Here is a 21155-nt window from a genome sequence, read left to right as displayed (position 1 = left end):
GGCATGGATGATCATCGCGGTTGCTCCATTGTTCGCGCTGGCCGCGTGACCACGGCCTGCGGCACGTCATAGGCGCTGAGCGAGGCCCAGTGCCGTTCAACGTCGGCGCGGAACAGGCCGCGCGTCAGGCCATGGACCAGCTTGGGCACGGCGGTCGTCATCGCATTGATCGACGATCCCGATGCACCGAAGCTCATGGTGGACGCGATGGCGAAGAGATGGATATCGGAGATCCACGGCGTCTTGCCTGGTTCACGCTCGGTGAAGGCGTAGTCGTCGGCGAGATAGGGGAAGCGGCCGAGCCGTGGGTTGCGCTCGTCCTCGGGCGGCTGGTAGCGATCGGCCCAGGTGGCGATGTTGCCGGCAAATCGGCCGAGCTCGCCGCGTTCGGCGAAGTTCATGTCGATGCCGGTGCCGCAGATGACGAAATCCGCGGTGATGGCGCCGCGCGGCGTTCGGAGTTCAACGCCTTTGCCGGTCACGCACACGGCCTCCACCGGCGCCCCCTCGTGCAGCGTGAAATTGGCATGACGCGCGCAGCGGTCATAGGTGGCCTGCGGAAATCCCTCGCGCATTTCGAGGATGGTGCGCATGAAGCGCCAGCGCCAGGCATCGTCGAGATCGCTGAGATGGCGCAGGAAGCCGCGGAAGGTCAGCCAGCGATAGGGTTGGATCACCTGGATCTGCGTCCGGCGGCACAGCAGGTGCACCTCGGCAGCACCCGCCTCCAACGCGGTGGCCGCATTGTCGAAAGCGGATGCGCCCGCACCGATCACGGCGACACGCTTGCCGCGAAGTCCTTCGAAATCGATGTCGTCGGCGACGGTCGCGACCGAGCTTGCCGGCAGATGCGCCAGCTGCTCCGGAATCATCCAGCCGCCCATCCCCTCCTGCCCCGTCGCCAGCACGATCTTGCGCACATAAAGCGTTTCCGTCCCTTCGGCATGCTTCACGCGCGCGGCGAGCAGGCCGTCGGCCGCTGGCGCAATCTCCAGGAGCTCACAGCCGTTGCATACCGGCAAGCCGATCGTGCGCCTCAGCCAGAGCAGGTACTCGGCCCAGTGCGCGCGCGGAATCAGATCGAGCGTCTGCCAGCTTTCCTTGCCGAACCGGGCTTCGTGCCAGGACTGGTAGGTGAGGCTCGGGATGTCGAGGTCGGGGCCGGTGTAATCCTTCGGGCTGCGCAGCGTCGGCATCCGGGCATAGGTGAGCCATGGGCCCTCCTTCCCTTCCTCGGCCTTGTCGATCAGGAGGATGTTGCTGACGCGGGAGCGCATCAGGCCGAAGCCGATGGCGATGCCGGATTGGCCGGCGCCGATGATGAGCACATCCAGCGCAGGATTGCCGTCCGGCCCGGTCTTCGGTTCGAGCCATGCGGCACCGGGATGCGCGATCTTGTCGAGATCGGCGCGAATGTCGGCTTCGAGTTTTGCCAGCGCGTCGCTCATGCCGCGAGCCAGCCTCCGTCGACCACCATCACGGTGCCCGTCGTGAACGAAGAGGCATCGCTGGCGAGATGTAGCGCGGTCTGCGCGATCTCCTCCGCCTGACCGAACCGCTTCATGGCATGGCGGTTGCGCGAGGCCTCGCGCACTTCCTCCGAATTGACGTGACGGGCAAAGCTGCGGCGAAGCATCGGCGTATCGATCGCACCCGGCGCAATCGCGTTGACCCGAATGCCGTCCGTTGCGAAATCCACCGCCATCGTCCGCGTCAGGCTGACGATCGCGCCCTTGGCGGCGATATAGGCACTGTTGCCCTTGCCGCCGGCCATCGCAAGCTGCGATGCCAGCGTGATGATCGATCCGCTGTTCTGCCGTTGCATTTGCGGCACCGCCGCCCGCGCCCACAGCCAGGTGCCACCGACATTGGCGCGGAACACCGCATCCCAGTCCTCCACGCTCGTGGTCAGCACCGTGCCGCCGCAGGAGAAGCCGGCGGCAGTCATGAGGACATCGAGCCGGCCGCGCTGCGCGATGACATCGCCGACGACGGTCTCGGCGAACGCGGCATCGCCGACGTCGCCGACATGCGTCGTGGCCTCGCTCACCATGCGAAGCGTCTCCTCGAGCCCCGCGGCGTCGCGATCGACCAGAGCGAGACTGGCGCCCTCCTCCGCAAACAGCTTCGCACTGGCCCGGCCGATGCCGGAGCCCGCGCCCGTGATGATGGCCGTGCGTCCCTGCAGCCGCATGTCAGATCCACTCCCTGTGCTGCATCCACCAGGCGCTCATGGCGGCGGCCGACTCCGCGCAGCCGAACCGGGCGCGCCAGCCGAACTCATCGGCCATCCGCTTGACCGACATCGGCGCACGGTCCCCGCCGTGGAGCTTGATCACGGTCTTCTCTCCGGGAGAAGCGAGCCGACACACCAGATCGGGATGCAAGGCCGCGAACGCCTCGCCCCATTGCAACGCAGACCAGGCCGTGCCGCTGGAGATGTTGTAGAGCCGGTGGCGCGGCCGCTCGGCTTCGATCAGCAGCGCCACGGCTTCGGCGGCGTCCGGCGCGTAGGTCCAGTCCTTGATCCCTGGTCCCGGCATGATCGCGGGCTCGCCGCGGGCGAACGCCGCCAGGATCTGGAACTGAAGGCTGGGCGTATCACGCACCGCGCCGGCCCGCTCCCACGGACCGAACACCGCGCTCAGTCGCACGCTCAGGAAATCGCCGCCAAAGAGCTCGGCATGACGCGCCACGGAGCGCTCCGAGGTGAACTTGCTGATGGCGTAGAACGAGACGGGATCGCAGGGCGTTTCCTCGTCCAGAACTTCGAACCGCAACCCCGCCGCACCATAGGCCGACGCCGAGGACAGATTGACGACGCGGCGAACGCCGTGACGGATCGCCGCTTGCAGGATCGGCATCTGCGCCATCACGTTGATCTCGAGAACGCGCGCCGGCGAGGCCCGCTCGAGATCATCACCTGCGGTGATCGCCGCGCCCAGCACGATCGCATCGCATCCCCTTGCGACAAGGACGTCGATGGCTTCTACGTCGGCGATATCGCCCTGCACGGCTTCAAGCCGAGCGCCGTAGTCGGCCAGAGATCGCTGCGCACTCGGCGGCAACGCCGCACGATCATACAGCGTCACCTCGTGCCCGCGCGCGAGCAGCACCTCGGCGAGATTGAGGCCGACAAAGCCGGTGCCGCCGAAGATGACGATCTTCATTGCGCGCGATCCGCGATCACAGCAGCTTCGCTCCGAAATTCCGTTCCGGATCCATATCGGCGACCAGCCGGCCCGTCGGCTTTGCCGCCTCGCCGCCGCTGCGCGCGAGGAATTTTCCGCTGCCGGCGGACGCGAGACACTTGTTGCCGTCGATAATGACGCGGCCGCGCGACAGCACCGACACCGGCCAGCCCTTCAGCTTACGGCCCGCAAACGGCGTGTAGCCGGCGAGGTCATGCATCATCTCGTCCGCGACCGTGACTTCACGATCGGGATCCCAGATCGCAATATCGGCATCGGCGCCAACCGTGATCGAGCCCTTGCGTGGATGCAGGTTGTAGATCTTTGCCGGCGCCGTCGCGGTCAGCTCGACGAATTTTTCGAGGCCGAGCCGCCCCTTCGACACCATCGCGTCGAACAGCAGCGGCAGCCGCAGCTCCAGCCCCGGCAGGCCGTTGGCGACCTGCTTGAAATTCGGGTTGGGACCGGCGCGCAGCTTGCCGGTCTCGTCATAGCGATACGGCGCGTGATCCGATGAGATGGTCTGGAGATCGCCAAGCGAGAGCGCCTGCCACAGCGCCTCCTGGTCGGCATGGGTGCGCGGCGGTGGGCTGCACATCCATTTGGCGCCCTCGGAGCCGGGCTTGTCGAGATCGCCTGCGGTGAGAAACAGATATTGCGGACAGGTCTCGGCGAATACCTTGAGCCCCTGCCCGCGCGCATCGCGGATCACCTTGGCGCCTTCGGCGGTCGAGACGTGGAAGATCATGATCGGCTGGTCGATCAGCGCCGCCATGCCGATCAGCCGGGTGAAGGCCTCCGACTCCGACACGCGGGCGTGGCTGACGGCGTGGTACTTCGGCATCGTGTAGCCGCGCGCGAGCAGCCGCTTCACCATCCAGGCGATGATGCCGTGGTTCTCGGCATGGGCGCACAGCATCGCCCCGGACTGGCGCGCGGCGAGCAGAATGTCGAGCAGCGGCTCGTCGTCGACCTTGAGCCGGTCGTAGGTCATGAAGATCTTGATCGAGGCGTGTCCCTGCTTCACAAGGGCGGGGATATGCTCCTCGACCGTCTCCCTGGTGGCATCGGCGATGATCATGTGGAAGGCGTAGTCGATCACGGCACCCTTCCTGGCCAGCGCGTGATAGTCCTCCACCACCTGCGGCAGCTTCATGCCGACATGCTGGGCGGCGAACGGGATCACCGTGGTGGTGCCGCCGAAGGCCGCCGAAACCGTCGCGCTCTCGAATGTGTCGGCATTCATGATGCCGGCGGCGGACAATTGCTCGATATGAGCGTGGCTGTCCACGCCGCCGGGCAGCACCAGCTTGCCGCGCGCGTCGATCTCGCGCTTCGCTTGCGGAAGCCCGCGGCCGATGGCCGCGATGGTCTCGCCGGAGATGCCAACGTCGGCCTCGAACACGTCGGTGGTGGTGGCGACGCGGCCGCCGCGGATGATCAGGTCGTAAGCGGGTTCAGTCATGAGGCGCTCCGTGATAGGCTCAAGGCACGACATCGTAATTTCGCAGGAAGACCGTCATGTCCCGGCCGCGCATCCTCGTCATCAATCCGAACTCCAACCACAAGGTCACGCAAGGACTGGAGGATGCGTTGAAGCCGCTCGACTTCGAGGGCGGGCCGGAAGTCGTCTGCCAGACGCTGGCCGAGGGTCCCTTCGGTATCGAAAGCCAGGCCGACGTCGACAGCGTCGCCATGCCGCTGCGCCGGCTGGTCGAAAGCGACAACAGCTCGGCCGCCTTCGTCATCGCCTGCTACAGCGATCCCGGGCTTCAGGTGTGTCGTGAAGGCACCGACCGCCCCGTGTTCGGCATTGCCGAGTGCGGCGTGCTGGCGGCGCTCGCTCGCGCCGAGACCTTCGGCGTCATCGCCATCGCCCAGCGATCGATCCCGCGCCATATGCGCTATCTCAGGCAGATGGGACTGACCGATCGGCTCGCGGGCGAACGGCCGCTGAACATGAGCGTCGCGGAAACCGCATACGGTGAGGGAACGCTGGCGAAGATGATCGAGGTCGGCCGCGCGCTGCGCGACGAGGACGGTGCTCGCGCCATCGTCATGGGCTGCGCCGGCATGGCGCGCCATCGCCGTCCGCTCGAAGACGCGCTGCGAATTCCCGTGATCGACCCGACACAGGCGGCCGTCACCATGGCGCTGGGTACGGTGCAGTTCTCGGCTCACTAGGCGTCCTTCAGTTCCTTGGCGTCCTGCCGCGCGAGCCATTGCGCATGGCTTTCGCGGACAAGCGCAAACGTATCCCGCTGCGTCGTGTAGAGATTGCCGAACATGCGGCCGATCGGTCGGTAGGCATCGAGATCCACATACATGTTGGCGGCATCGACGAGGCCCTCGCGGACGTGCACCCTGAGCACCTCGCCAACCAAGAGCTCGCGATCCGGCGAGAAGGTCAGCACCACATGCCGGCGGCATTCCAGCGCGAACGGCGCTGTGGCGAGGCGCGGCACCTTCACATCGACGGAGGGAAGCGTGGCAAGCCCGGTCGCGGCGATCTCGCTCTCGCCGGAGGGGAAATCGACCGCGCAGTCGTTCATCGCCACCGACAGCGCCTCATCCACCATATGCACGACGAACTCGCCGTCGCGATGGATGTTGCGGGTCGTGTCCTTCGGGCTGTGGTCGGGCTTGTGCTGGAGCCCGAGCACGATCAACGCGGGGCTTTCCGAGAACACGTTGAAGAAACTGAACGGCGCGGCATTGACAGCGCCGTTCGCGTCCAGCGTCGTCACCAGCGCGATCGGCCGCGGCACCACCACGCCGCAGAGCAGCTTGTAGCGATCGCGCGGATCCAGTTCGCGAAGTGATATGCCCTTGTCCGCCATCGGCATCACGTCTCCGGCGGCGGCACCGCGCCGGTCTGGCTGGTGATCAGGCCGTAGTGCTCGATGCGGCGATGGCGGGCGAAATCGAAGATCGTGGTCTTTCCGAAGGTCGTCGCATCGAGATCGCAGGCGTGGACCAGGACCTCGTCGTCGTCCGTCTTGGCCTCGGCGACGATCTCGCCGTTGGGATCGACGATCAGGCTGCCGCCGAACAGCGGGTGGCCGTCCTCATTGCCGGCCTTGGCCACCGCGACCACCCAGGTCGCGTTCTGGTAGGCGCCGGCCTGCACCGAGAGGCGATTGTGGAACAGGCGCTTTTCGACGCCCTCTTCGCTCTTCTCGGCATTCACCGATGGCGTGTTGTAGCCGATCAGCACCATTTCCACGCCCTGCAGGCCCATGACGCGATAGGTCTCGGGCCAGCGGCGGTCGTTGCAGATCGCCATGCCGATGATGCCGCCGAGTTCGCGCCAGACCTTGAAGCCGAGATCGCCCGGCTCGAAATAACGCTTCTCCAGATGCTGGTGCGAACGCCTGGTGTCGTATTCCACATGGCCCGGCAGATGAACCTTGCGGTATTTGCCGACGATCTTGCCGGACTTGTCGGTCAGGATCGCCGTGTTGAAATGATGGCCGTCCGGCGTCAGCTCCGCATAGCCGAAATTCATCGCGATTCCGTGCTGCGCCGCACGCTCGAACAGCGGCCTCGTCGCCTCATTCGGCATCTCGCGCTCGAACCAGATGTCGAATTCGGCGCGGTCCTCCACGTACCAGCGCGGGAAAAACGTCGTGAGCGCCAATTCGGGATAGACGATCAGGTCGGCGCCATTGGCTTTCGCTTCGTCCATCAGCGCGATCATGCGCTTGACCACGGCCTCGCGGCTGTCGGCTCTCTGGATCGGCCCCATCTGGGCGGCGGCGACGTTGACGATGCGCATCAGCGAATTCCTGATCTCTTCACGAATTTCCTGGCGAGGCTGGGGATCGCAGCTTCAAGGACGTACCGGCAGCACAACGCTGCCCTGCCTCCGTTTTCCAGCCAAGCAGCTTTCATGCCGTTCGCCCCCATTCGGCGTCCTGCAACAGTCGCCAATTGATCTTGTTGCTCGCGGTGCGCGGGAGCTGGTCGACGAAGACGACCGTGCGCGGCGCCTTGTAGCTGGCCATCGCGCCGCGCGCCCAGCCAACGATGTCATCGGGCGATGTTGTTGCCCGCGCCGCCTCTTCCAGCACGACAAGCGCCTTGACGGTCTCGCCGCGGTAGTCGTCCGGCGTCGAAATGATGCAGCACTCCCGGATAGCGCGGTTCTGATACATCGCGGCCTCAACCTCGGCCGGCCACACCTTGAAGCCGCTGACATTGATCATCCGCTTCAGACGATCGACGGCGAAGAAATAGCATTCTGCATCGCGAAAGCCGAGATCGCCCGTACGCAGAAACCGCTTGCCGTCGAGTTCGATGAAGGCCTCGGCATTCGCCTGCGGCCTGTTCCAATAACCCTGCAACACCTGCGGTCCGTGCACGACGATTTCACCGACCACGTTGTCGCCGAGCTCGATCAGGCTCTCGGGATCGACGACCCTTGCGTCGGTCTCCTGCACGGCAATGCCGAGACACTGTCGCTTCGGCGCCGCCATCGGATTGAGATGGGTCGGCGACATCGTCTCGGTCATGCCGTAACCCTCGACGAAGTCGAGCCCGAAGCGCCCTTTGAGCCGTTCGGCGACCGCGGTCGGCATCGCCGCGCCGCCGCCGGTCAGAACCCTGAGCTTCGCAAAGCATGTGTCGCGGAAGCGGGCGCTGGCGAGCACGTCGACGATCATGGTCGGAGCGGCGTTCCAGAAGGTCACCCCATAGGTCTCGAACAGATCCGGCAACAGATCCTTGTCCCAGCGCGCCATCAAGAGCAGCGTGGCCCCAGTGACCATGGCCGCATTCATCGAGCCCTGCATGCCCGCAACATGGAACAACGGCATGAAGCCGGTCATCACGTCGTCGCCGGCGAGCCCATACCAGCGCGCCTGCAACACGGCGGTGAACAGCGCGCTGCGATGCGTGTGCATGCACGCCTTCGGCTTGCCTGTGGTTCCCGACGTGTAGGGCAGGATCATGAGATCGTCCGGCCCCGCGGTCATCACACCCGGCTTCAAGCCTCGTGCGATCGCGGACGGCCAGGAATGCCAGCCCGGCGATGACGGCACCTCGGCCGCGGCTTCCGTAACGCATGATGGCAGCGTATAGGGCGTCGCGGCTGGAATCTCGTCACGATACTGCGCGACAATCGCATGCCTGATGGCCTCGCCCAGCAGCGGGGCAAACACATCGCTCAATTCGCTGCCGATGATCGCGACCTTGGCGCCGCTGTCCACGGCGAGATATGCGATCTCGGCAGTTTTGTTCATGGGATTGACCGGTACGATCACGGCGTCCGCCCGCATCACCGCGTAATAGGCGATGACGTATTGCGGCGAGTTCTGAAGCGCGATCATGACGCGGTCGCCGCGCTTCACGCCGCAGGCGCCTTGCAGGAAGCCTGCCATGGCATCGACACGGTCGCACAGCTCGGCGTAGCTCAGGCTCGCGCCGTAAAACACCGTCGCCGGATGCGACGGTCGTTCACGTGCAGCACGCGCCAGTGCGTCGTAGAGCGTTCCCTCCGGCATCGCGAGATGCCAGGGCTCATCCGCCGGCCAGGCCGGCGACCGGCGGAGCGTTGCGTGATCCGCGCTCACCCGTGCTCCTCGTCGGCAATATCGAGGCCGTGGTCGAGCGCGTCCAGAAGCTGGTCGGCCTCGCGCTCGGAGATGACGAGCGGCGGCGCCAGGAACAGCGAGGTCTGCTCGCCGCTGGTGCCGATCACCGCACCGGCTTCGAGCGCCCGCTCCGCGACGCGCGAGGCGATCGGCACTTCGGTCGTGTCGGCGTACCACGAGCGCCAATCCGGCCCGTGCAGCTCCACCGTCCAGTGCAGCCCTTGCCCCGCGACGCGCTGCACGCTCGGATGCTTCTGCGCGATCGCGAGCAGGCGGCGGATGAACAGCTTCTCGAGATTTTGCACGTGCTCCAGAATTTTGTCGTCGACGACGACCTTCAGGTAGGCGCTCACCGCAGCCATGCTGATCGGATGGCCACGCAGCGTGCCATAGTTCTGCCAGCTCGTACCCTTGAGCCGCTCGACGATGTCTTTGGACACCACGACCGCCGCCACCGCGGCCGCGCCGCCGCCGAGCGACTTGCCGAGCGTCACGATATCGGGGCGGCTCTGCGCGCCCTGGAATGCGAACCAGCGGCCGGCGCGCCCAGCCCCGGTGACGACCTCGTCGGCGATCCAGTACGAGCCCGCCTGCCGCGCACGGCGCGCCACCTCGTCCTGATAGGCGCCGTCGTAGTAGATGCCGCCCTGGGTGTAGTCGATGATGGTCGCTGCGGTGTCCGAGAGCACGCGCGCGGCATCGGCGAGATATTCGCTCGGCGGCGTATTGTTGGCCGGTGCGCCATAGATCGCACCACCCGGGGCCGGAAGCACCCTTACCGGCGCCATCGGCGCCGGCAGCTTCGAGCCGCCCGAGTGCACCGCAAGGCCGCCGTGCCATTGTGGCTGGACCGTCATGCTGCGCGATAGGCCGGTGATGCCGTGATAGGCGCGCTCGCGGGTCGCCAGCGCCGAGCGCTGCGTCAGCGCCTGGCAGAGCGAGAGCGCCATGTCGTTGGCCTCGCTGCCGCTGATGCAGAAGCGCACCGCGCCGACCCAGTCCTGCTCGCCTTTGAAGGCAGTCGCCATCAGATCGTCGGCGGCCTGCTCGCGGCCGACCCAGGTCCATCCCTCGTTCACGACCGGCGTGTCGGCGGCGCGCCGGATCGCCTCCACCATCGCGGGATGACGATGGCCGAGACCGCCACCGGTGTTGCTGCCATCGATCAGCTTGCGGCCGTCCGCAAGATGAAAATAGACCCCCTCGCCGCCGACCACGGCCATCGGCGCGCTGTCGCCCGCATTCAGGCCGGTTCGCAACAATCTGCTCATCGCTGGTCCCCTCACCCTGCTGCCACCGCGCCATAGCCGCCGCCGCCGCACATCTCGATCGTGACGAGATCGTCCTGCTGCAACACCAGATTCGACTTGCCGTCGATCGCGACGTTGGCGCCCTGCCTGACAAGCGAAATTCGGCAGGCTTTGCCGGATTCGCCGCCCTGCATGCCCCAAGGCGCGATCACCATGCGCTCGATGCAGGTGGTCAGATGCATGGAGGGGGCGAGGATGCGGTAGGTACGGACCGAGCCGTCACCGCCGCGATGTGCCCCCGCACCGCCGGATCGTCGGCGGATGGCCTGCTGCTCGAGCCGGATCGCGTAGTTCGCCTCGATCACCTCGACCGGCGTGTTCGAGGTGTTGGACAGATGCACCCGGGTTGCCGAGATGCCGGCCCGATCGTGGCGCGCACCTTCGCCGCCGCCGTGAACCTCGTAGAGCATCTTCCACGATCCGTTCGGTCGCGGTTCGGCAAAGAACAGCACACCCGCAGTGGTCGCCCCGCCGGCCGACAGGCGTTCCGGAATGGTGTCCTGCATGGCGCGAAAGATCGCATCGACGATGCGCATGGACGTCTCATGGTTGCCGGCGGCGACGGACGCCGACCAACCCGGCTCCAGGATCGAGCCCGGACGCGTGACGATGGTCAAAGGCCTGAGCGCACCGGCGTTCTGCTGCATGTCGCGCCCGCTCATGATGCGCGCGGCATAGGCGACCGCCGAGCGCGCCATGAACGGCGTGGTGTTGCAGAAATTGGAGACGCGGTCGCAGCTTCCGGAGAGGTCGAAGGTCGCCTCGTCGCCGCGAATGGTGATCTTCACATGGATGCGCGCCGGCGCGTTGTTGGCGCTGCCGTCGTCGAGGTAGTCCTCGCCCTCGTAAACGCCGTCCGGAAGGTCGCGCAGCGCCTCGCGCATCTCGATTTCGGAGAGATCGTGCAGGCGCGACTGCGTCGCCATGAAAATGGCCTTGCCGTGCTCGCGGCAAAGCTCGACGATGCGCCGCTCGCCGGCCTTGGTCGCCGCGATCTGGGCGAGGAGATCGCCCTCGCAGGATTCGGAGTCGCGAACATTGGCCTTCAGCAGCTGCACGATCGGCGCATTGACGCCGGCCGCGGTCGCGATCAGCACGGGCGGGATGCGCATCGCCTCCTGGAAGGTGTCGACCGCTTTGGCAAAATAGCTGCCGGGCCAGGTGCCGCCGATATCGGGCCAGTGCGCGAGGCTGACCGCGAACGCCACGATCTCGCCCTCGAAGAAGACGGGCCGCACGACCTTGACGTCGTTGAGGTGATTGCCGCCGAGCGCGCCGACATTGTAGATCAGCACGTCGCCGTCGTTCAGGCTGTCGCGCGGCACCACCTTCAGCAATTCGGGGATGGTGTAGGCCATCGCGCCGAGATGGATCGGGATGTCGCGACCCTGGCCGACCAGGCCGCCGCGTCCGTCGGTGATCGCGGACGACAGGTCGCCGGCCTCGCGGAGCAGCGGTGAGCGCGCCGAGCGCGTCATCACCAGGCTCATCTCCTCGGCCGCGGCAGAGAGCCCGTGCCTGATGACCTCGACAACGAATGGATCGAGCTTCATGCCCTCCTCCGCGTCAGGAACAGATTGCCCGTGACGTCAGGTTCCGCCTGCCAACCGGGCGGAACGACCACGGTTGACCAGGCGTCTTCAATGATCGCCGGGCCGCTGACGATCTCGGTCAGCGAGGCGCGGTCGACGATCGCCGTCGCCGTCTCGTGGAGACCGTCGAACGAGCAGACACGCGTGCCTATGGACACCGCCCTCGCCGCCGTCGCCGGCCGGCTCACGACGGTTGTCGACGGGCGGCGGGCCTGCACCCGCACGGATTCGATGACGCAGGGCTCGCCGGTCGCATAGCCGAACAGCTCGTGATGCCGCGTCAGGAAATCCTGCTTCAGCTTGGCCACATCCAGCGGCAAGGCGAAGGGCACCGGAATGGCATCGTTCTGCGCCGCGTAGCGCATCAAGGCCACCGGCTCGACCTGGATCTCCGCCTTGGCAACGCCATTGGCGAGCAGCGGCGCCGAGGCATCGGTAATCAAGGCCTCGATACGCTCCGATACGCGTGCGAGATCGATGCCGTCGAGGGCGGCGCGAAGAGTCTGCTGCTGGAGGAAGCTGAAATCGGCGGTGAGACAGCCCAGCGCCGAGAAGGCGCTGGATGCACCGGGTACGACGACCTGCGCTATGCCGTAGAGATCGGCGAGACCCGCGGCATGCATCGGGCCACCGCCGCCGAAGGCGAGCAGCGTGCAGTCGCGCCCGTCGATGCCGCGCTCGACCGTGACGCGGCGGAGCGCACGGGCCATGGTCGCATTCGCGACCTTGATGATGCCGAGCGCCGTCTCCGTCAGGCTCAGTCCGAGCGCGCGCGCGATCGGCGCTACGACACGCCTGGCTGCCTCGACGTCGATGCCAATGCGCTCACCGAGCTTGGTCTCGGGATTGAGATAGCCGAGCACGGCATTGGCGTCCGTGATGGTCGGCTCCGTGCCGCCCCGGCCGTAGCAGGCCGGCCCCGGCTCCGAGCCGGCACTCTCCGGCCCGACCGTCAGGCCGCCGGGACCGTTACGCACGATCGATCCGCCGCCCGCGCCGATGGAATGAACGGCCAGCATCGGCTGGCGCAACGGCTTGTCGCCGAGCATGCGGCCGTCGGTCATCTCGGCCTGGCCGTCGACGATCAGGCAGACGTCGGTCGTGGTGCCGCCCATGTCGAAGGTCAGCATGCGCGACGTCCCGAGCTGGCGCGCGATGCTGACCGAGGCCGAGACGCCGGCCGCCGGGCCCGACATCGCCATCACCAGCGGCCGACGTTTCACCGCGGAGATCGGGATCATGGCGCCGGCGGAATGAAACACCTGCAGGCCGGGGCCGATCGGCAGCCGCTGCTCCAGCTCGCTGAGATATTCGACCGCGATCGGCATCGCGGCGGCGTTGAACACGGTTGCCGAGGTCCGCTCATATTCGCGTGCCTCGGGGTTGACCTCGTGCGATAGCGAGACATGCGCGACGACGCCCTCGAGGCGCTCGCCAAGCATCTTCTCGTGGACCGGATTGGCATAGGCGTGAAGCAAGGCCACCGCAACGCTTTGTACGCCGGTCTCCTTCAGCCAGGCCACCAGCCGCTCGATCTCCGCCTCTTCCAGCGCCTTCAGCACCCGGCCCTGGTGATCAAGGCGCTCGGCAAGCCCGAAGCAGCGTTCGGGCGGCACCAGCGGCGGCGATTTCGGCGGAATGTCGAGCCGATAGAGATCGCGCCGGCGATAGCGCGCGATCTCGAGCACATCGGCAAAGCCTTCGGTCGCGACCAGCGCAACCTTCGGCAACCGGCCTTCGACGATCGCGTTGGTGACGCGCGTGGTGCCATGGACGAAGCGCTTGACCTCGCTCTTGCGCAGGCCCACCGCCTCGATCGCCTCCAGCATCGCCTGAACCGGCGCCTGCGGGCGCGACGGCACTTTTGCGATCCGGGCCTCCGCGGAATCGCGCCTGATGGCGATGATATCGGTGAAGGTGCCACCGATATCGGTGCCGACTTCCCAGTGATCTTCGAAAGCGCTCATGTCTTGGGGGTCAGCTACGCGTGAGGCCCGAACCGGACGCCGGGTCCTTCTCGTCCATCGCAACGTCGAATGCCGAACCGAGAGCGCTCATCATGCATCCCCTGTCATGCCACCGCCTGGGAGCGTGCGACAGAGCGGTGGCCTCCGATAGGGCCAGAGTTGTCGCAATTCGCTGGGCCAGCAAATAGCCGGCGCAGCGCGCCGCGCCATCAGATGCACGTTTTGGTGCAACAGTGCCTGCACAGACAGCACGCGATCGCGCACCGTTGCACGCCGGTAACGTGCAACGCATCACGGATTTCTCTGAGCAAATCGTGATGCCTCTTGCACCGCAATCCGAACGACTGGAACCAGTTGTCTAATTTGCAGGCGGTCAGGCGGCCGCGCGGAATCTCCGGATGCCCATGAGCTATGCAGGGCGCTCGGCTCAGCTTCTCTTTATTGTACGATCAGTAAGGGAGCGTACCGCCCGGTCCGATGGTGCGTTGCGAGAAGCGCCGCCGATGCAGGCTGCGATCCTCGCAAGCAGCGGAGCGGCATCCTCGACGTGCAGCCGCCCGTAGCCGAACACCAGGCCTTGCCGCGTGGGCTGTTCCAGGAAATTCTGCGACAGCGGCTGCACATGGATGCCGGCCCGCTTCAGGACCGCGACCGCCTCGCGATCGCTCATCCGTGCCCGCATTGCATCGGTGAACAGCGCCACCAGGTGCAGGCCGGTGACGGCGGAGGACACGGTCAGATCATCCGGCATCAGCGCTCCGATCGCGTCGATCAGCGCCTTGCGCCTCGCAGCATAGACCCGCCGCATTGCGCGCAGGTGCCTCAGGAGGTGCCCTTCCCGCATGAACTCCGCCAGGGCGAGCTGTCCGATGCCGGAGGTGTGTACGTCGATGCGTGCGCGGCCCTTGGCGAATCCCTCGATGAAATGCCTGTTCGCGACGAGGTATCCAAGCCGCAGGTTCGGCATCATGATCTTCGAGAAGGTGCCGAAATAGATCACCCGGCCCTCGCGATCGAGCGAACGCAGCGAGGCGATCATGCTGTCCTGATGCCTGAATTCCGAATTGTAGTCGTCCTCGATGACCCAGATGTCGTTCTTGTTCGCCCAATCGAGAAGCTCGAGCCGGCGCTCCAGGCCCATGCTGACCCCGAGCGGATATTGATGCGATGGTGTGACCACGATCAGCCGCGCGCGTGGTGCGCGCCGAATTCCTTCCGAGACGACCAGCCCCTTGTCGTCGACTGGAATCGGAACGAGCTTTGCGCCGGCCGCGGTGAGCGCCCATCGCGCCTCGACGAAGCCGGGCTCCTCGACCCAGACCTCGTCGCCGGGGTCGAGGATCATCCGGCTGCAGAAATCCAGCGCCCCCGACGTGCCGGAGGTGACGACGACCTCTTCCGGCGAGCAGACGAGACCGCGCACGGAGCCGAGGAAGTTCGCGATCTCGCTCCGCAATCGCGGATGGCCTTCGGGCGGAAGATCGAGGCACTCCTGCTCTCTTGGATTTTGCCAGGCCTGGCGCAGCAGGCGCGACCAATCCTTGAAGGGAAAGGTTGAAATGTCAGGCGCACCCGGACTGAACTCCGACGGCCAGTTGGTCTCGTAGTCGAAGGCCAGCAGCGACCGCCAGCGCTCCGACATGTGGGCGGGCCTGGCCGCGGACGACGCGGACGACGGCTCCGCATGTGGCGAGGCTACCGATGCCACCATGACGCTGCCGCGCGGCGTCGATTCCAGATAGCCCTCGGCGTAGAGCAGATCCCATGCCGTCAGCACCACGGTCCGCGAGCAACCCAGTTCGCGCGCGATCTCGCGCGAACCGAGAAATTGCGTTCCTGAGGGAAAGGCGCCGCACAGAATGCCGTCCCGGATATGCTTCGCGATCTGCAAATGCAGCGGCACCGCGGAGGTCCGGTCGATATGCATCCCGGCAAGGGACACGCGCTTGCCCGGATGACGGCTGCTGTTCATGTCTCGCCCGCCGCGCAATGCAGATATTGTCCACCGTCATTCCGGGTCGCACCCTTGCCGCGAGCCCGGAATGACAGCGCGACTCTTCCTTACGCGCTCGCCTGGGTCACGAACTTCGTGTTCAGGTACCCCTCGATCGCCTCGAGGCCGCCTTCGGAGCCGTAGCCGGAATCCTTGATGCCGCCGAACGGAACTTCCGGCAGCGCGAGACCGTGATGGTTGATCGAGACCATGCCGCTCTCGATGTCCGCACCGATGGCCTGCATCGTCTTGGTCGAGGTGGTGTAGGCATAGGCCGCAAGGCCGTAAGGCAGACGGTTGGCCTCGGCCACCACCTCGTCATAGCTGCGGAACGAGGTGATCGGCGCCAGCGGCCCGAACGGCTCCTCGTTCATGATACGCGAATCGCGGGGCACGTCGGTGAGCACCGTCGGCTCGAAGAAGAAGCCTTCGTTGCCGATGCGCTTGCCGCCGGCCTTGACCTTGGCGCCGCGCTGGACCGCGTCGGAGACGAGGCCTTCCATGGCATCGACGCGGCGCGGGTTCGCCAGCGGTCCCATGCGGGTGTCCTTGTCGAGGCCATTGCCGACCTTGAGGCTCTTGGCCGCGGCCACGAACTTGTCCACGAAGGGCTCGTAGACGCTCTCATGCACCAGGAAGCGCGTCGGCGAGACGCAGACCTGGCCGGCGTTGCGGAACTTGTTGGCGGACAGAATTTTCGCGGCGTTGTCGAGGTCGGCGTCAGCGAACACGATCGCCGGCGCATGGCCGCCGAGCTCCATGGTGACGCGCTTCATGTGCAGGCCCGCGAGCGCAGCCAGATGCTTGCCGACGGCAGTCGAGCCGGTGAAGCTGATCTTGCGGATGATCGGATGCGGAATGAGATACTCCGACACTTCCGCCGGCACGCCGAACACCAGTTGCACGACGCCGGCCGGAATGCCCGCATCCGCATAGGCCCGCACCAGCTCCATGCAGCTTGCAGGCGTCTCTTCCGGTCCCTTGACGATGATCGAGCAGCCCGCGGCGAGCGCGGCCGAGATCTTGCGCACCGCCTGGTTGATCGGGAAATTCCAGGGCGTGAACGCCGCGACCGGGCCGACCGGCTCCTTGGTCACGAGCTGCGAGACGTTGCCCATCCGCGGCGGCACGATGCGGCCATAGGCGCGGCGCGCTTCTTCCGCGAACCAGTCGATGAGATCTCCGGCCAGCATGGTCTCGCCCTGCGCTTCCACCACCGGCTTGCCCTGCTCCATGGTCATCACGGGCGCGATCTCGGCGGCGCGCGAGCGGATGATGTCGGCGGCCTTTCGCATCAGCTTGTAACGGTCGAACGGGGAGGTCTTGCGCCAGATCTCGAAGCCGGCCTTGGCCGCCTCCAGCGCACGGTCGAGATCCCCACGCGAGGCATGCGGGGTCTTGCCGATCGGCTGGCCGGTGGCGGGATTGAGGATGTCCTCCGACTTGCCGGACGAACCATCGGTCCACTCGCCGGCGATGAACATCTGAACTTTCGGGTACATCCGTGCTGCCTCCTGCATGGTTTCGGTCGTCGGCGAGACCAGCGCCCGCCGTTTCGAGCCGCCGCAGAGCTACACCGAAAGCCGGGCGGCGAAAAGGGACCAGTGATGGCGGTGGTCAGGTCGAGCGGCTGGGTCGGACCCAGCAGTGTTGGCTGCGATATCTGCGCCGGTGGCGTACTGGCCGAAGAAGCTCAGGCCGGGAACGGCCTCCCACGTGTAGCCGATGCGGCGACGCGGGGGGCCGCCGACCAGCGCGAAGCTGCGCGTGAGCATCAGCTGGTCGTCGAACGACAGCGCCTCGTCGTCGATCCGCGCGGTGTGCTACATCTTCGCGTGTGACCACGGCTGACGGCAGGTCTCCTGGCTCGCGGGTCGCGACCGCTTCGTCGCCTTCCCGGAAACGAGGCCCAGTGGCTCGTGACGAAGGATTCTCCGCCCACAGTTGCGGGAGCCGCCACGGCATTGGGGACAACGTCCCCGCACCGCATTCCCTTTTCATCCCCTCTCGGAGAAACCGTCGAGAGCACCTAGGATTACCAACAAGAGTGAGTCAATGTACCAGTTTCGGCGTTGTAGCCACAGCGACCAACTTCCTCGGAGATGAGCATGGAAGGCGAGACCTTCCTTTGGCTGATACGGCATGCGCCCGTCCGCGGCACCGCGGGGACGATCCATGCTGCCGATGCGGCGGCCGATCTCGGAGATCACGCGTCGTTGGTGGCCTTGCGGCACCGTCTGCCGCCGGATGGCGCCAGCTATGCCAGCCCGTCGCGGCGCACGGTCGAGACGGCGCGCGCACTGGGGCTCGAACCGGAATTGATGAGCGAATTCCGCGAGCAGGATTTCGGCGACTGGACCAGCCATCGTCACGACGAGCTCGCCGCGACCGGTGGCGATGCATATGCACAATTCTGGCGCGATCCGGCGAGTGGACGGCCGCCGAACGGCGAAAGCTTTGCGGATCAGGTCGCGCGCGTCCGGCAGGGCCTGTCGCGGATTGGCGACGGTTCAGCGACGCTCGTCGTGCATTCCGGCACCATCCGCGCCGCCCTCTGCATCGCGCTGGACCTGACGCCCCAGGCAGCCTTGCGCTTCGTGATCGATCCGCTGTCGCTGACCCGGATCGACCGGCTCGCGGCGGGCTGGCGAGTCGTCACGGTCAACCAGCGCGCGGCTTGAGCCGGATCAGGTCGGGCGATCCGGTACGTTGGCCTGCGCGAACGTCGCCATGCCATTGTGCAGGCTGCATGCGAGACGCACCAGCGGCAGCGCGATGGCCGCGCCCGATCCCTCGCCGAGCCTGAGATCGAGGCTGATCAGCGGCTGCACGTTCAGCGCGCGTAGCACCAGCCGATGCCCTTGCTCCGCCGATTGATGCGAGGCCAGCAGGAACGGCCGGCAGGACGGATTGAGGCGTGCCGCCGCCAGCGCCGCGACCGACACGATGAAGCCGTCGATCAACACGGGAATGCGGCGCTGCGCGGCCGCAATGATCGCGCCTGAAATCGCCGCGATCTCGAGGCCGCCGACGGCGCACAGGATCTCCTCGGCCGAGGCTCCGGCGACGCCGTGGCGTGCGATCGCCGCATCGATCACCCGCGCCTTGTGCGCGCGGCCGGCCGCATCGACGCCGGTGCCGCTGCCCGCGATCTCGTTGGCGCTCACACCAAGCAGGCTTGCCGCGATCGCCGCGGATGCCGTGGTGTTCCCGATGCCCATCTCGCCGAAGATCAGAAGATCGGGCTGACTGGTCTCGGCGCGCACCACCGCACGCCGGCCGGCCTCGAAGGCACAGGCCAACTCCACAGGCGTGAGCGCAGCCTCGACGCTGAAATCGCGCGTGCCGCTGCGTGGCTTGTCGGTGACGACGCCCGCCATCTGCTCCTGGGCCAGCGTGCCGGCGTCGACCACCTCCAGGCTCGAACCCAGTTCACGCGCCAGCACCGAGATCGCTGCGCCTCCGGACGCAAAATTCGCCATCATCGCGATCGTCACGGCTTGCGGATAGGCCGACACGCCCTGCGCGACGATGCCGTGGTCGCCGGCGAAGACGATGATCGGCACGCGTGCGGCACGCGGCTGCTCGGTCGCTTGCAGGCCCGCAAGCTCGATCGCGAGTTGCTCGAGCCGGCCGAGCGCGCCGGTGGGCTTCGTCAGTTGCGCCTGCCGCGCCAATGCCGCCTCGCGATGGACCGCGGAGACCTCCGGGCAGTTCTGATAAATCCATTCGGGAAGCATGCTGCCTCGCCTATCCCCTGCGCTTGAGAATATAGCTGTCCATGATCCAGCCGTGCCGCTCGCGCGCCTCCTGCCGTGCGGTGACGATGCGCGAGCCCACGTCCGCGAGCCGACCGGACATCAGGATCTGATCGGGCATGCCGAGATAGGCACCCCACCAGATGTGGAGCCCGGTCGGATCGAGCGACTGAAATGCCGTGCCGCCGTCGAGCATCACCACGACGGTATCGACTCCCTGCGGCCAGCCGCGTTCGCCCAAGCGCCGCCCCGTCGTGACCAGGAACGGCTCGCCGACGTCGTTGAGCGGCAGTGCATGCGCCGCGCATAGCGCCTGGATCGAAGTGATGCCGGGCACGACTTCGATCTTCGGCAAGGGATCGAGCCGCCGCGCAATGCGCAGCGAGGAATCGTAGAGCGAGGGATCGCCCCAGATCAGCAGCGCAACCTTGCCTTCACCTTCGAGATGCCTCGCGATCGTCTGCGACCAGGTCGCGGCAACCGCATCGTGCCAAGCGTCTACGCCCTTGCGGTAATCAGCTTCGCCGGCATCGCGCACGGGAAGATCGAATTCGGCGATGGCTGTCTCGTCGCTGGTGAGCACGTCCGCGCAGATCGTTCGCCGGAGATCTGCGAGATCGGACTTCGCGGCGCCCTTGCGCGGGATCAGGACAAGATCGGCTGTGTTGATGGCGCGGATCGCGGCGCTCGTGAGCTGCTCGGGATCGCCGCAACCGATGCCTATCAGGGAGAGCGTGAGCATCGCGAGCGCGAAGGGCGGCCGCAGCGGCCGCCCATTCGCTTGTCTCTCAGGCAGCGTTGTGCAGACGCGGGGTGACGAGGCCGGGCGCGATGACACCACGCAGCGACTTCGCCAAGGCCAGCACAGCGAGATCGGCGAGCGGCTCGATCACGATGACCAGCGCGTAGGAGGCCGCGAAGGTCGCGATGTTGGCGAGGTTGCTCGCGGCAAAGCCGGAGCCATAGAGCGCCCAGAACGCCACCCAGGCGACCACGCCGGCCTGATAGGTCGTCGAGAGCGCCAGCGCCTGACGGTACTTCAAATCGACATAGGCGGTGTTGCGCGAAATGATCCGCGTCGCGATCGCCTGGATCGCGAACAGCGGCACCAGCAGCGTCGTGACGTTCATGCCGTATTGCGGCAAGTCGGTCGGCACGAAGAAGATGCCCTGGAGCAGGAGGCCGAGTGCGAGGCCGAAGGCCGCGGGCGCAGCACCAAACAGCAGGAACAAGGTCGAGCCGAGGATGAAGTGCACTTCGGAGACGCCGACCGGGAAATGCGGCAGGACCTGAAAGAAGGTGAAGACGAGGCCCGTGGTGGCCAGCGTGCGCGCCGCGAACGAGCCGACGCCCTGCTCGCGGACGGTTTCGGCCGCCAGCTTCAGCGCAATGCCGCCTGCGGCGATGCCGGTTGCGTAACTCAACACGAGCTTGGCGCCCGTCACTACTCCGGGTTCGATATGCATGGCTCAATTCCTTCCTGCCGTCACACCCGACGGCCTTGGCCTCAAAACGTGCAGGGCCGGTCTCCTGGCTCGCGGGTCACTGGGTTCTCCGGCCTTCCCGAACCTTTCGGCCCAGTGGCTGATAGGAGCCCCTCACCGCTTACAGTCGCGGGGGCGGCTGGGGTTTTGGGCGCCGCAACTGGGTCCGCCCACCCCCATTCCCGATTATGCTCCGGCGCTTTGCGCCGCGTCGAGCACCATGCCTCTCCTGTGTGCCCCTTTCGCGGAGCCGGCGTCAAGGGGCG

18 protein-coding genes and 2 riboswitches are annotated in these 21155 nt (G+C 66.4%); of the genes, 2 read left to right on the top strand and 16 right to left on the bottom strand.

Annotation, left to right across the window (positions count from 1 at the left end):
* Positions 1 to 11: 11 nt before the first annotated feature.
* From XH87_RS32260 to hydA, 4 genes are read right to left on the bottom strand one after another with little or no spacing between them, the layout of a single operon-like run.
* Complete coding sequence (locus XH87_RS32260) at positions 12 to 1448, bottom strand: NAD(P)-binding domain-containing protein (RefSeq protein ID WP_271590351.1); 1437 nt, start codon at positions 1446 to 1448, stop codon at positions 12 to 14.
* The gene (locus tag XH87_RS32255) at positions 1445 to 2194 is read right to left on the bottom strand and encodes an SDR family oxidoreductase (protein ID WP_271590350.1); all 750 of its coding nucleotides are present in this window, start codon (positions 2192 to 2194) and stop codon (positions 1445 to 1447) included. The genes XH87_RS32260 and XH87_RS32255 overlap by 4 nt, the downstream gene beginning before the upstream one ends.
* A gap of 1 nt (position 2195) precedes the next feature.
* Positions 2196 to 3170: an NAD-dependent epimerase/dehydratase family protein gene (locus XH87_RS32250; protein WP_271590349.1), complete on the bottom strand. Its 975-nt coding sequence runs from the start codon at positions 3168 to 3170 to the stop codon at positions 2196 to 2198.
* Positions 3171 to 3186: 16 nt separating this feature from the next.
* Complete coding sequence (gene hydA, locus XH87_RS32245) at positions 3187 to 4656, bottom strand: dihydropyrimidinase (RefSeq protein WP_271590348.1); 1470 nt, start codon at positions 4654 to 4656, stop codon at positions 3187 to 3189.
* A gap of 56 nt (positions 4657 to 4712) precedes the next feature.
* Between hydA and XH87_RS32240 the strand changes: the two genes are divergently transcribed.
* Complete coding sequence (locus tag XH87_RS32240) at positions 4713 to 5375, top strand: aspartate/glutamate racemase family protein (RefSeq protein WP_271590347.1); 663 nt, start codon at positions 4713 to 4715, stop codon at positions 5373 to 5375.
* On the opposite strand, the gene XH87_RS32235 is transcribed toward XH87_RS32240, so the two are convergent.
* From XH87_RS32235 to XH87_RS32195, 9 genes are all read right to left on the bottom strand, one after another.
* On the bottom strand, positions 5372 to 6031 hold the full coding sequence (locus XH87_RS32235; RefSeq protein ID WP_271590922.1) for a flavin reductase family protein: 660 nt from the start codon (positions 6029 to 6031) through the stop codon (positions 5372 to 5374). The genes XH87_RS32240 and XH87_RS32235 overlap by 4 nt on opposite strands.
* Positions 6032 to 6036: 5 nt before the next feature.
* The gene (locus tag XH87_RS32230) at positions 6037 to 6969 is read right to left on the bottom strand and encodes an N-carbamoyl-D-amino-acid hydrolase (protein WP_271590346.1); all 933 of its coding nucleotides are present in this window, start codon (positions 6967 to 6969) and stop codon (positions 6037 to 6039) included.
* A gap of 112 nt (positions 6970 to 7081) precedes the next feature.
* The gene (locus XH87_RS32225; protein ID WP_271590345.1) at positions 7082 to 8764 is read right to left on the bottom strand and encodes a long-chain-fatty-acid--CoA ligase; all 1683 of its coding nucleotides are present in this window, start codon (positions 8762 to 8764) and stop codon (positions 7082 to 7084) included.
* Positions 8761 to 10056 (bottom strand): class-III pyridoxal-phosphate-dependent aminotransferase, encoded by a 1296-nt coding sequence (locus tag XH87_RS32220; protein ID WP_199762918.1) that lies wholly within the window; start codon positions 10054 to 10056, stop codon positions 8761 to 8763. Before XH87_RS32220 ends, XH87_RS32225 begins: the two co-directional genes overlap by 4 nt.
* An 11-nt stretch (positions 10057 to 10067) precedes the next feature.
* Positions 10068 to 11648 carry a hydantoinase B/oxoprolinase family protein gene (locus XH87_RS32215; RefSeq protein WP_271590344.1) on the bottom strand — a complete coding sequence of 527 codons (1581 nt, stop codon included), beginning with the start codon at positions 11646 to 11648 and terminating at the stop codon, positions 10068 to 10070.
* A complete protein-coding gene (locus XH87_RS32210) occupies positions 11645 to 13654 on the bottom strand; it encodes a hydantoinase/oxoprolinase family protein (RefSeq protein ID WP_271590343.1) in 2010 nt (669 codons plus the stop codon). Before XH87_RS32210 ends, XH87_RS32215 begins: the two co-directional genes overlap by 4 nt.
* Positions 13655 to 14081: 427 nt before the next feature.
* Positions 14082 to 15626 (bottom strand): MocR-like pyridoxine biosynthesis transcription factor PdxR, encoded by a 1545-nt coding sequence (gene pdxR / locus XH87_RS32205; protein WP_271590342.1) that lies wholly within the window; start codon positions 15624 to 15626, stop codon positions 14082 to 14084.
* 89 nt (positions 15627 to 15715) lie between these two features.
* Complete coding sequence (locus XH87_RS32200; RefSeq protein ID WP_271590341.1) at positions 15716 to 17149, bottom strand: NAD-dependent succinate-semialdehyde dehydrogenase; 1434 nt, start codon at positions 17147 to 17149, stop codon at positions 15716 to 15718.
* Positions 17150 to 17218: 69 nt separating this feature from the next.
* Positions 17219 to 17422, bottom strand: a complete 204-nt coding sequence (locus XH87_RS32195; RefSeq protein ID WP_442868327.1) for a hypothetical protein — start codon at positions 17420 to 17422, stop codon at positions 17219 to 17221.
* Positions 17423 to 17482: 60 nt separating this feature from the next.
* A riboswitch (cobalamin riboswitch) is annotated at positions 17483 to 17683 on the bottom strand.
* A gap of 72 nt (positions 17684 to 17755) precedes the next feature.
* Between XH87_RS32195 and XH87_RS32190 the strand changes: the two genes are divergently transcribed.
* Positions 17756 to 18328, top strand: coding sequence for a histidine phosphatase family protein (locus XH87_RS32190; protein ID WP_271590340.1), 573 nt, complete (start codon positions 17756 to 17758; stop codon positions 18326 to 18328).
* A gap of 6 nt (positions 18329 to 18334) precedes the next feature.
* Here XH87_RS32190 and cobT read toward each other — a convergent pair whose 3' ends face one another.
* The 3 genes from cobT to XH87_RS32175 are packed head-to-tail and all read right to left on the bottom strand — an operon-like array spanning position 18335 to position 20871.
* Positions 18335 to 19387 carry a nicotinate-nucleotide--dimethylbenzimidazole phosphoribosyltransferase gene (gene cobT / locus XH87_RS32185; protein WP_271590339.1) on the bottom strand — a complete coding sequence of 351 codons (1053 nt, stop codon included), beginning with the start codon at positions 19385 to 19387 and terminating at the stop codon, positions 18335 to 18337.
* Between the two features lie 10 nt (positions 19388 to 19397).
* The gene (gene cobF / locus XH87_RS32180; RefSeq protein ID WP_271590338.1) at positions 19398 to 20147 is read right to left on the bottom strand and encodes a precorrin-6A synthase (deacetylating); all 750 of its coding nucleotides are present in this window, start codon (positions 20145 to 20147) and stop codon (positions 19398 to 19400) included.
* 46 nt (positions 20148 to 20193) lie between these two features.
* Entirely contained in the window at positions 20194 to 20871 is a 678-nt protein-coding gene (locus XH87_RS32175; protein WP_271590337.1) for an energy-coupling factor ABC transporter permease, read from the bottom strand.
* A gap of 37 nt (positions 20872 to 20908) precedes the next feature.
* A riboswitch (cobalamin riboswitch) is annotated at positions 20909 to 21127 on the bottom strand.
* Positions 21128 to 21155 lie beyond the last annotated feature (28 nt).

The organism is Bradyrhizobium sp. CCBAU 53415 (assembly GCF_028128735.1).
Lineage (GTDB): Bacteria > Pseudomonadota > Alphaproteobacteria > Rhizobiales > Xanthobacteraceae > Bradyrhizobium.
The sequence above is the reverse complement of the archived record's forward strand: the minus strand, read 5'-3'. Positions and strand labels throughout refer to the sequence as shown.

What these genes read in the sequence shown, in the direction of transcription:
- XH87_RS32235 (WP_271590922.1), bottom strand. Translation starts at nt 6,031, where the DNA reads ATGGCGGACAAGGGCATATCACTTCGCGAACTGGATCCGCGCGATCGC.
- cobT (WP_271590339.1), bottom strand. Translation starts at nt 19,387, where the DNA reads ATGCTTCCCGAATGGATTTATCAGAACTGCCCGGAGGTCTCCGCGGTC.
- XH87_RS32195 (WP_442868327.1), bottom strand. Translation starts at nt 17,422, where the DNA reads ATGCTCACGCGCAGCTTCGCGCTGGTCGGCGGCCCCCCGCGTCGCCGC.
- XH87_RS32260 (WP_271590351.1), bottom strand. Translation starts at nt 1,448, where the DNA reads ATGAGCGACGCGCTGGCAAAACTCGAAGCCGACATTCGCGCCGATCTC.
- XH87_RS32240 (WP_271590347.1), top strand. Translation starts at nt 4,713, where the DNA reads ATGTCCCGGCCGCGCATCCTCGTCATCAATCCGAACTCCAACCACAAG.
- cobF (WP_271590338.1), bottom strand. Translation starts at nt 20,147, where the DNA reads ATGCTCACGCTCTCCCTGATAGGCATCGGTTGCGGCGATCCCGAGCAG.
- XH87_RS32220 (WP_199762918.1), bottom strand. Translation starts at nt 10,056, where the DNA reads ATGAGCAGATTGTTGCGAACCGGCCTGAATGCGGGCGACAGCGCGCCG.
- XH87_RS32215 (WP_271590344.1), bottom strand. Translation starts at nt 11,648, where the DNA reads ATGAAGCTCGATCCATTCGTTGTCGAGGTCATCAGGCACGGGCTCTCT.
- XH87_RS32255 (WP_271590350.1), bottom strand. Translation starts at nt 2,194, where the DNA reads ATGCGGCTGCAGGGACGCACGGCCATCATCACGGGCGCGGGCTCCGGC.
- XH87_RS32200 (WP_271590341.1), bottom strand. Translation starts at nt 17,149, where the DNA reads ATGTACCCGAAAGTTCAGATGTTCATCGCCGGCGAGTGGACCGATGGT.
- hydA (WP_271590348.1), bottom strand. Translation starts at nt 4,656, where the DNA reads ATGACTGAACCCGCTTACGACCTGATCATCCGCGGCGGCCGCGTCGCC.
- XH87_RS32210 (WP_271590343.1), bottom strand. Translation starts at nt 13,654, where the DNA reads ATGAGCGCTTTCGAAGATCACTGGGAAGTCGGCACCGATATCGGTGGC.
- XH87_RS32175 (WP_271590337.1), bottom strand. Translation starts at nt 20,871, where the DNA reads ATGCATATCGAACCCGGAGTAGTGACGGGCGCCAAGCTCGTGTTGAGT.
- XH87_RS32250 (WP_271590349.1), bottom strand. Translation starts at nt 3,170, where the DNA reads ATGAAGATCGTCATCTTCGGCGGCACCGGCTTTGTCGGCCTCAATCTC.
- XH87_RS32230 (WP_271590346.1), bottom strand. Translation starts at nt 6,969, where the DNA reads ATGCGCATCGTCAACGTCGCCGCCGCCCAGATGGGGCCGATCCAGAGA.
- pdxR (WP_271590342.1), bottom strand. Translation starts at nt 15,626, where the DNA reads ATGAACAGCAGCCGTCATCCGGGCAAGCGCGTGTCCCTTGCCGGGATG.
- XH87_RS32190 (WP_271590340.1), top strand. Translation starts at nt 17,756, where the DNA reads ATGGAAGGCGAGACCTTCCTTTGGCTGATACGGCATGCGCCCGTCCGC.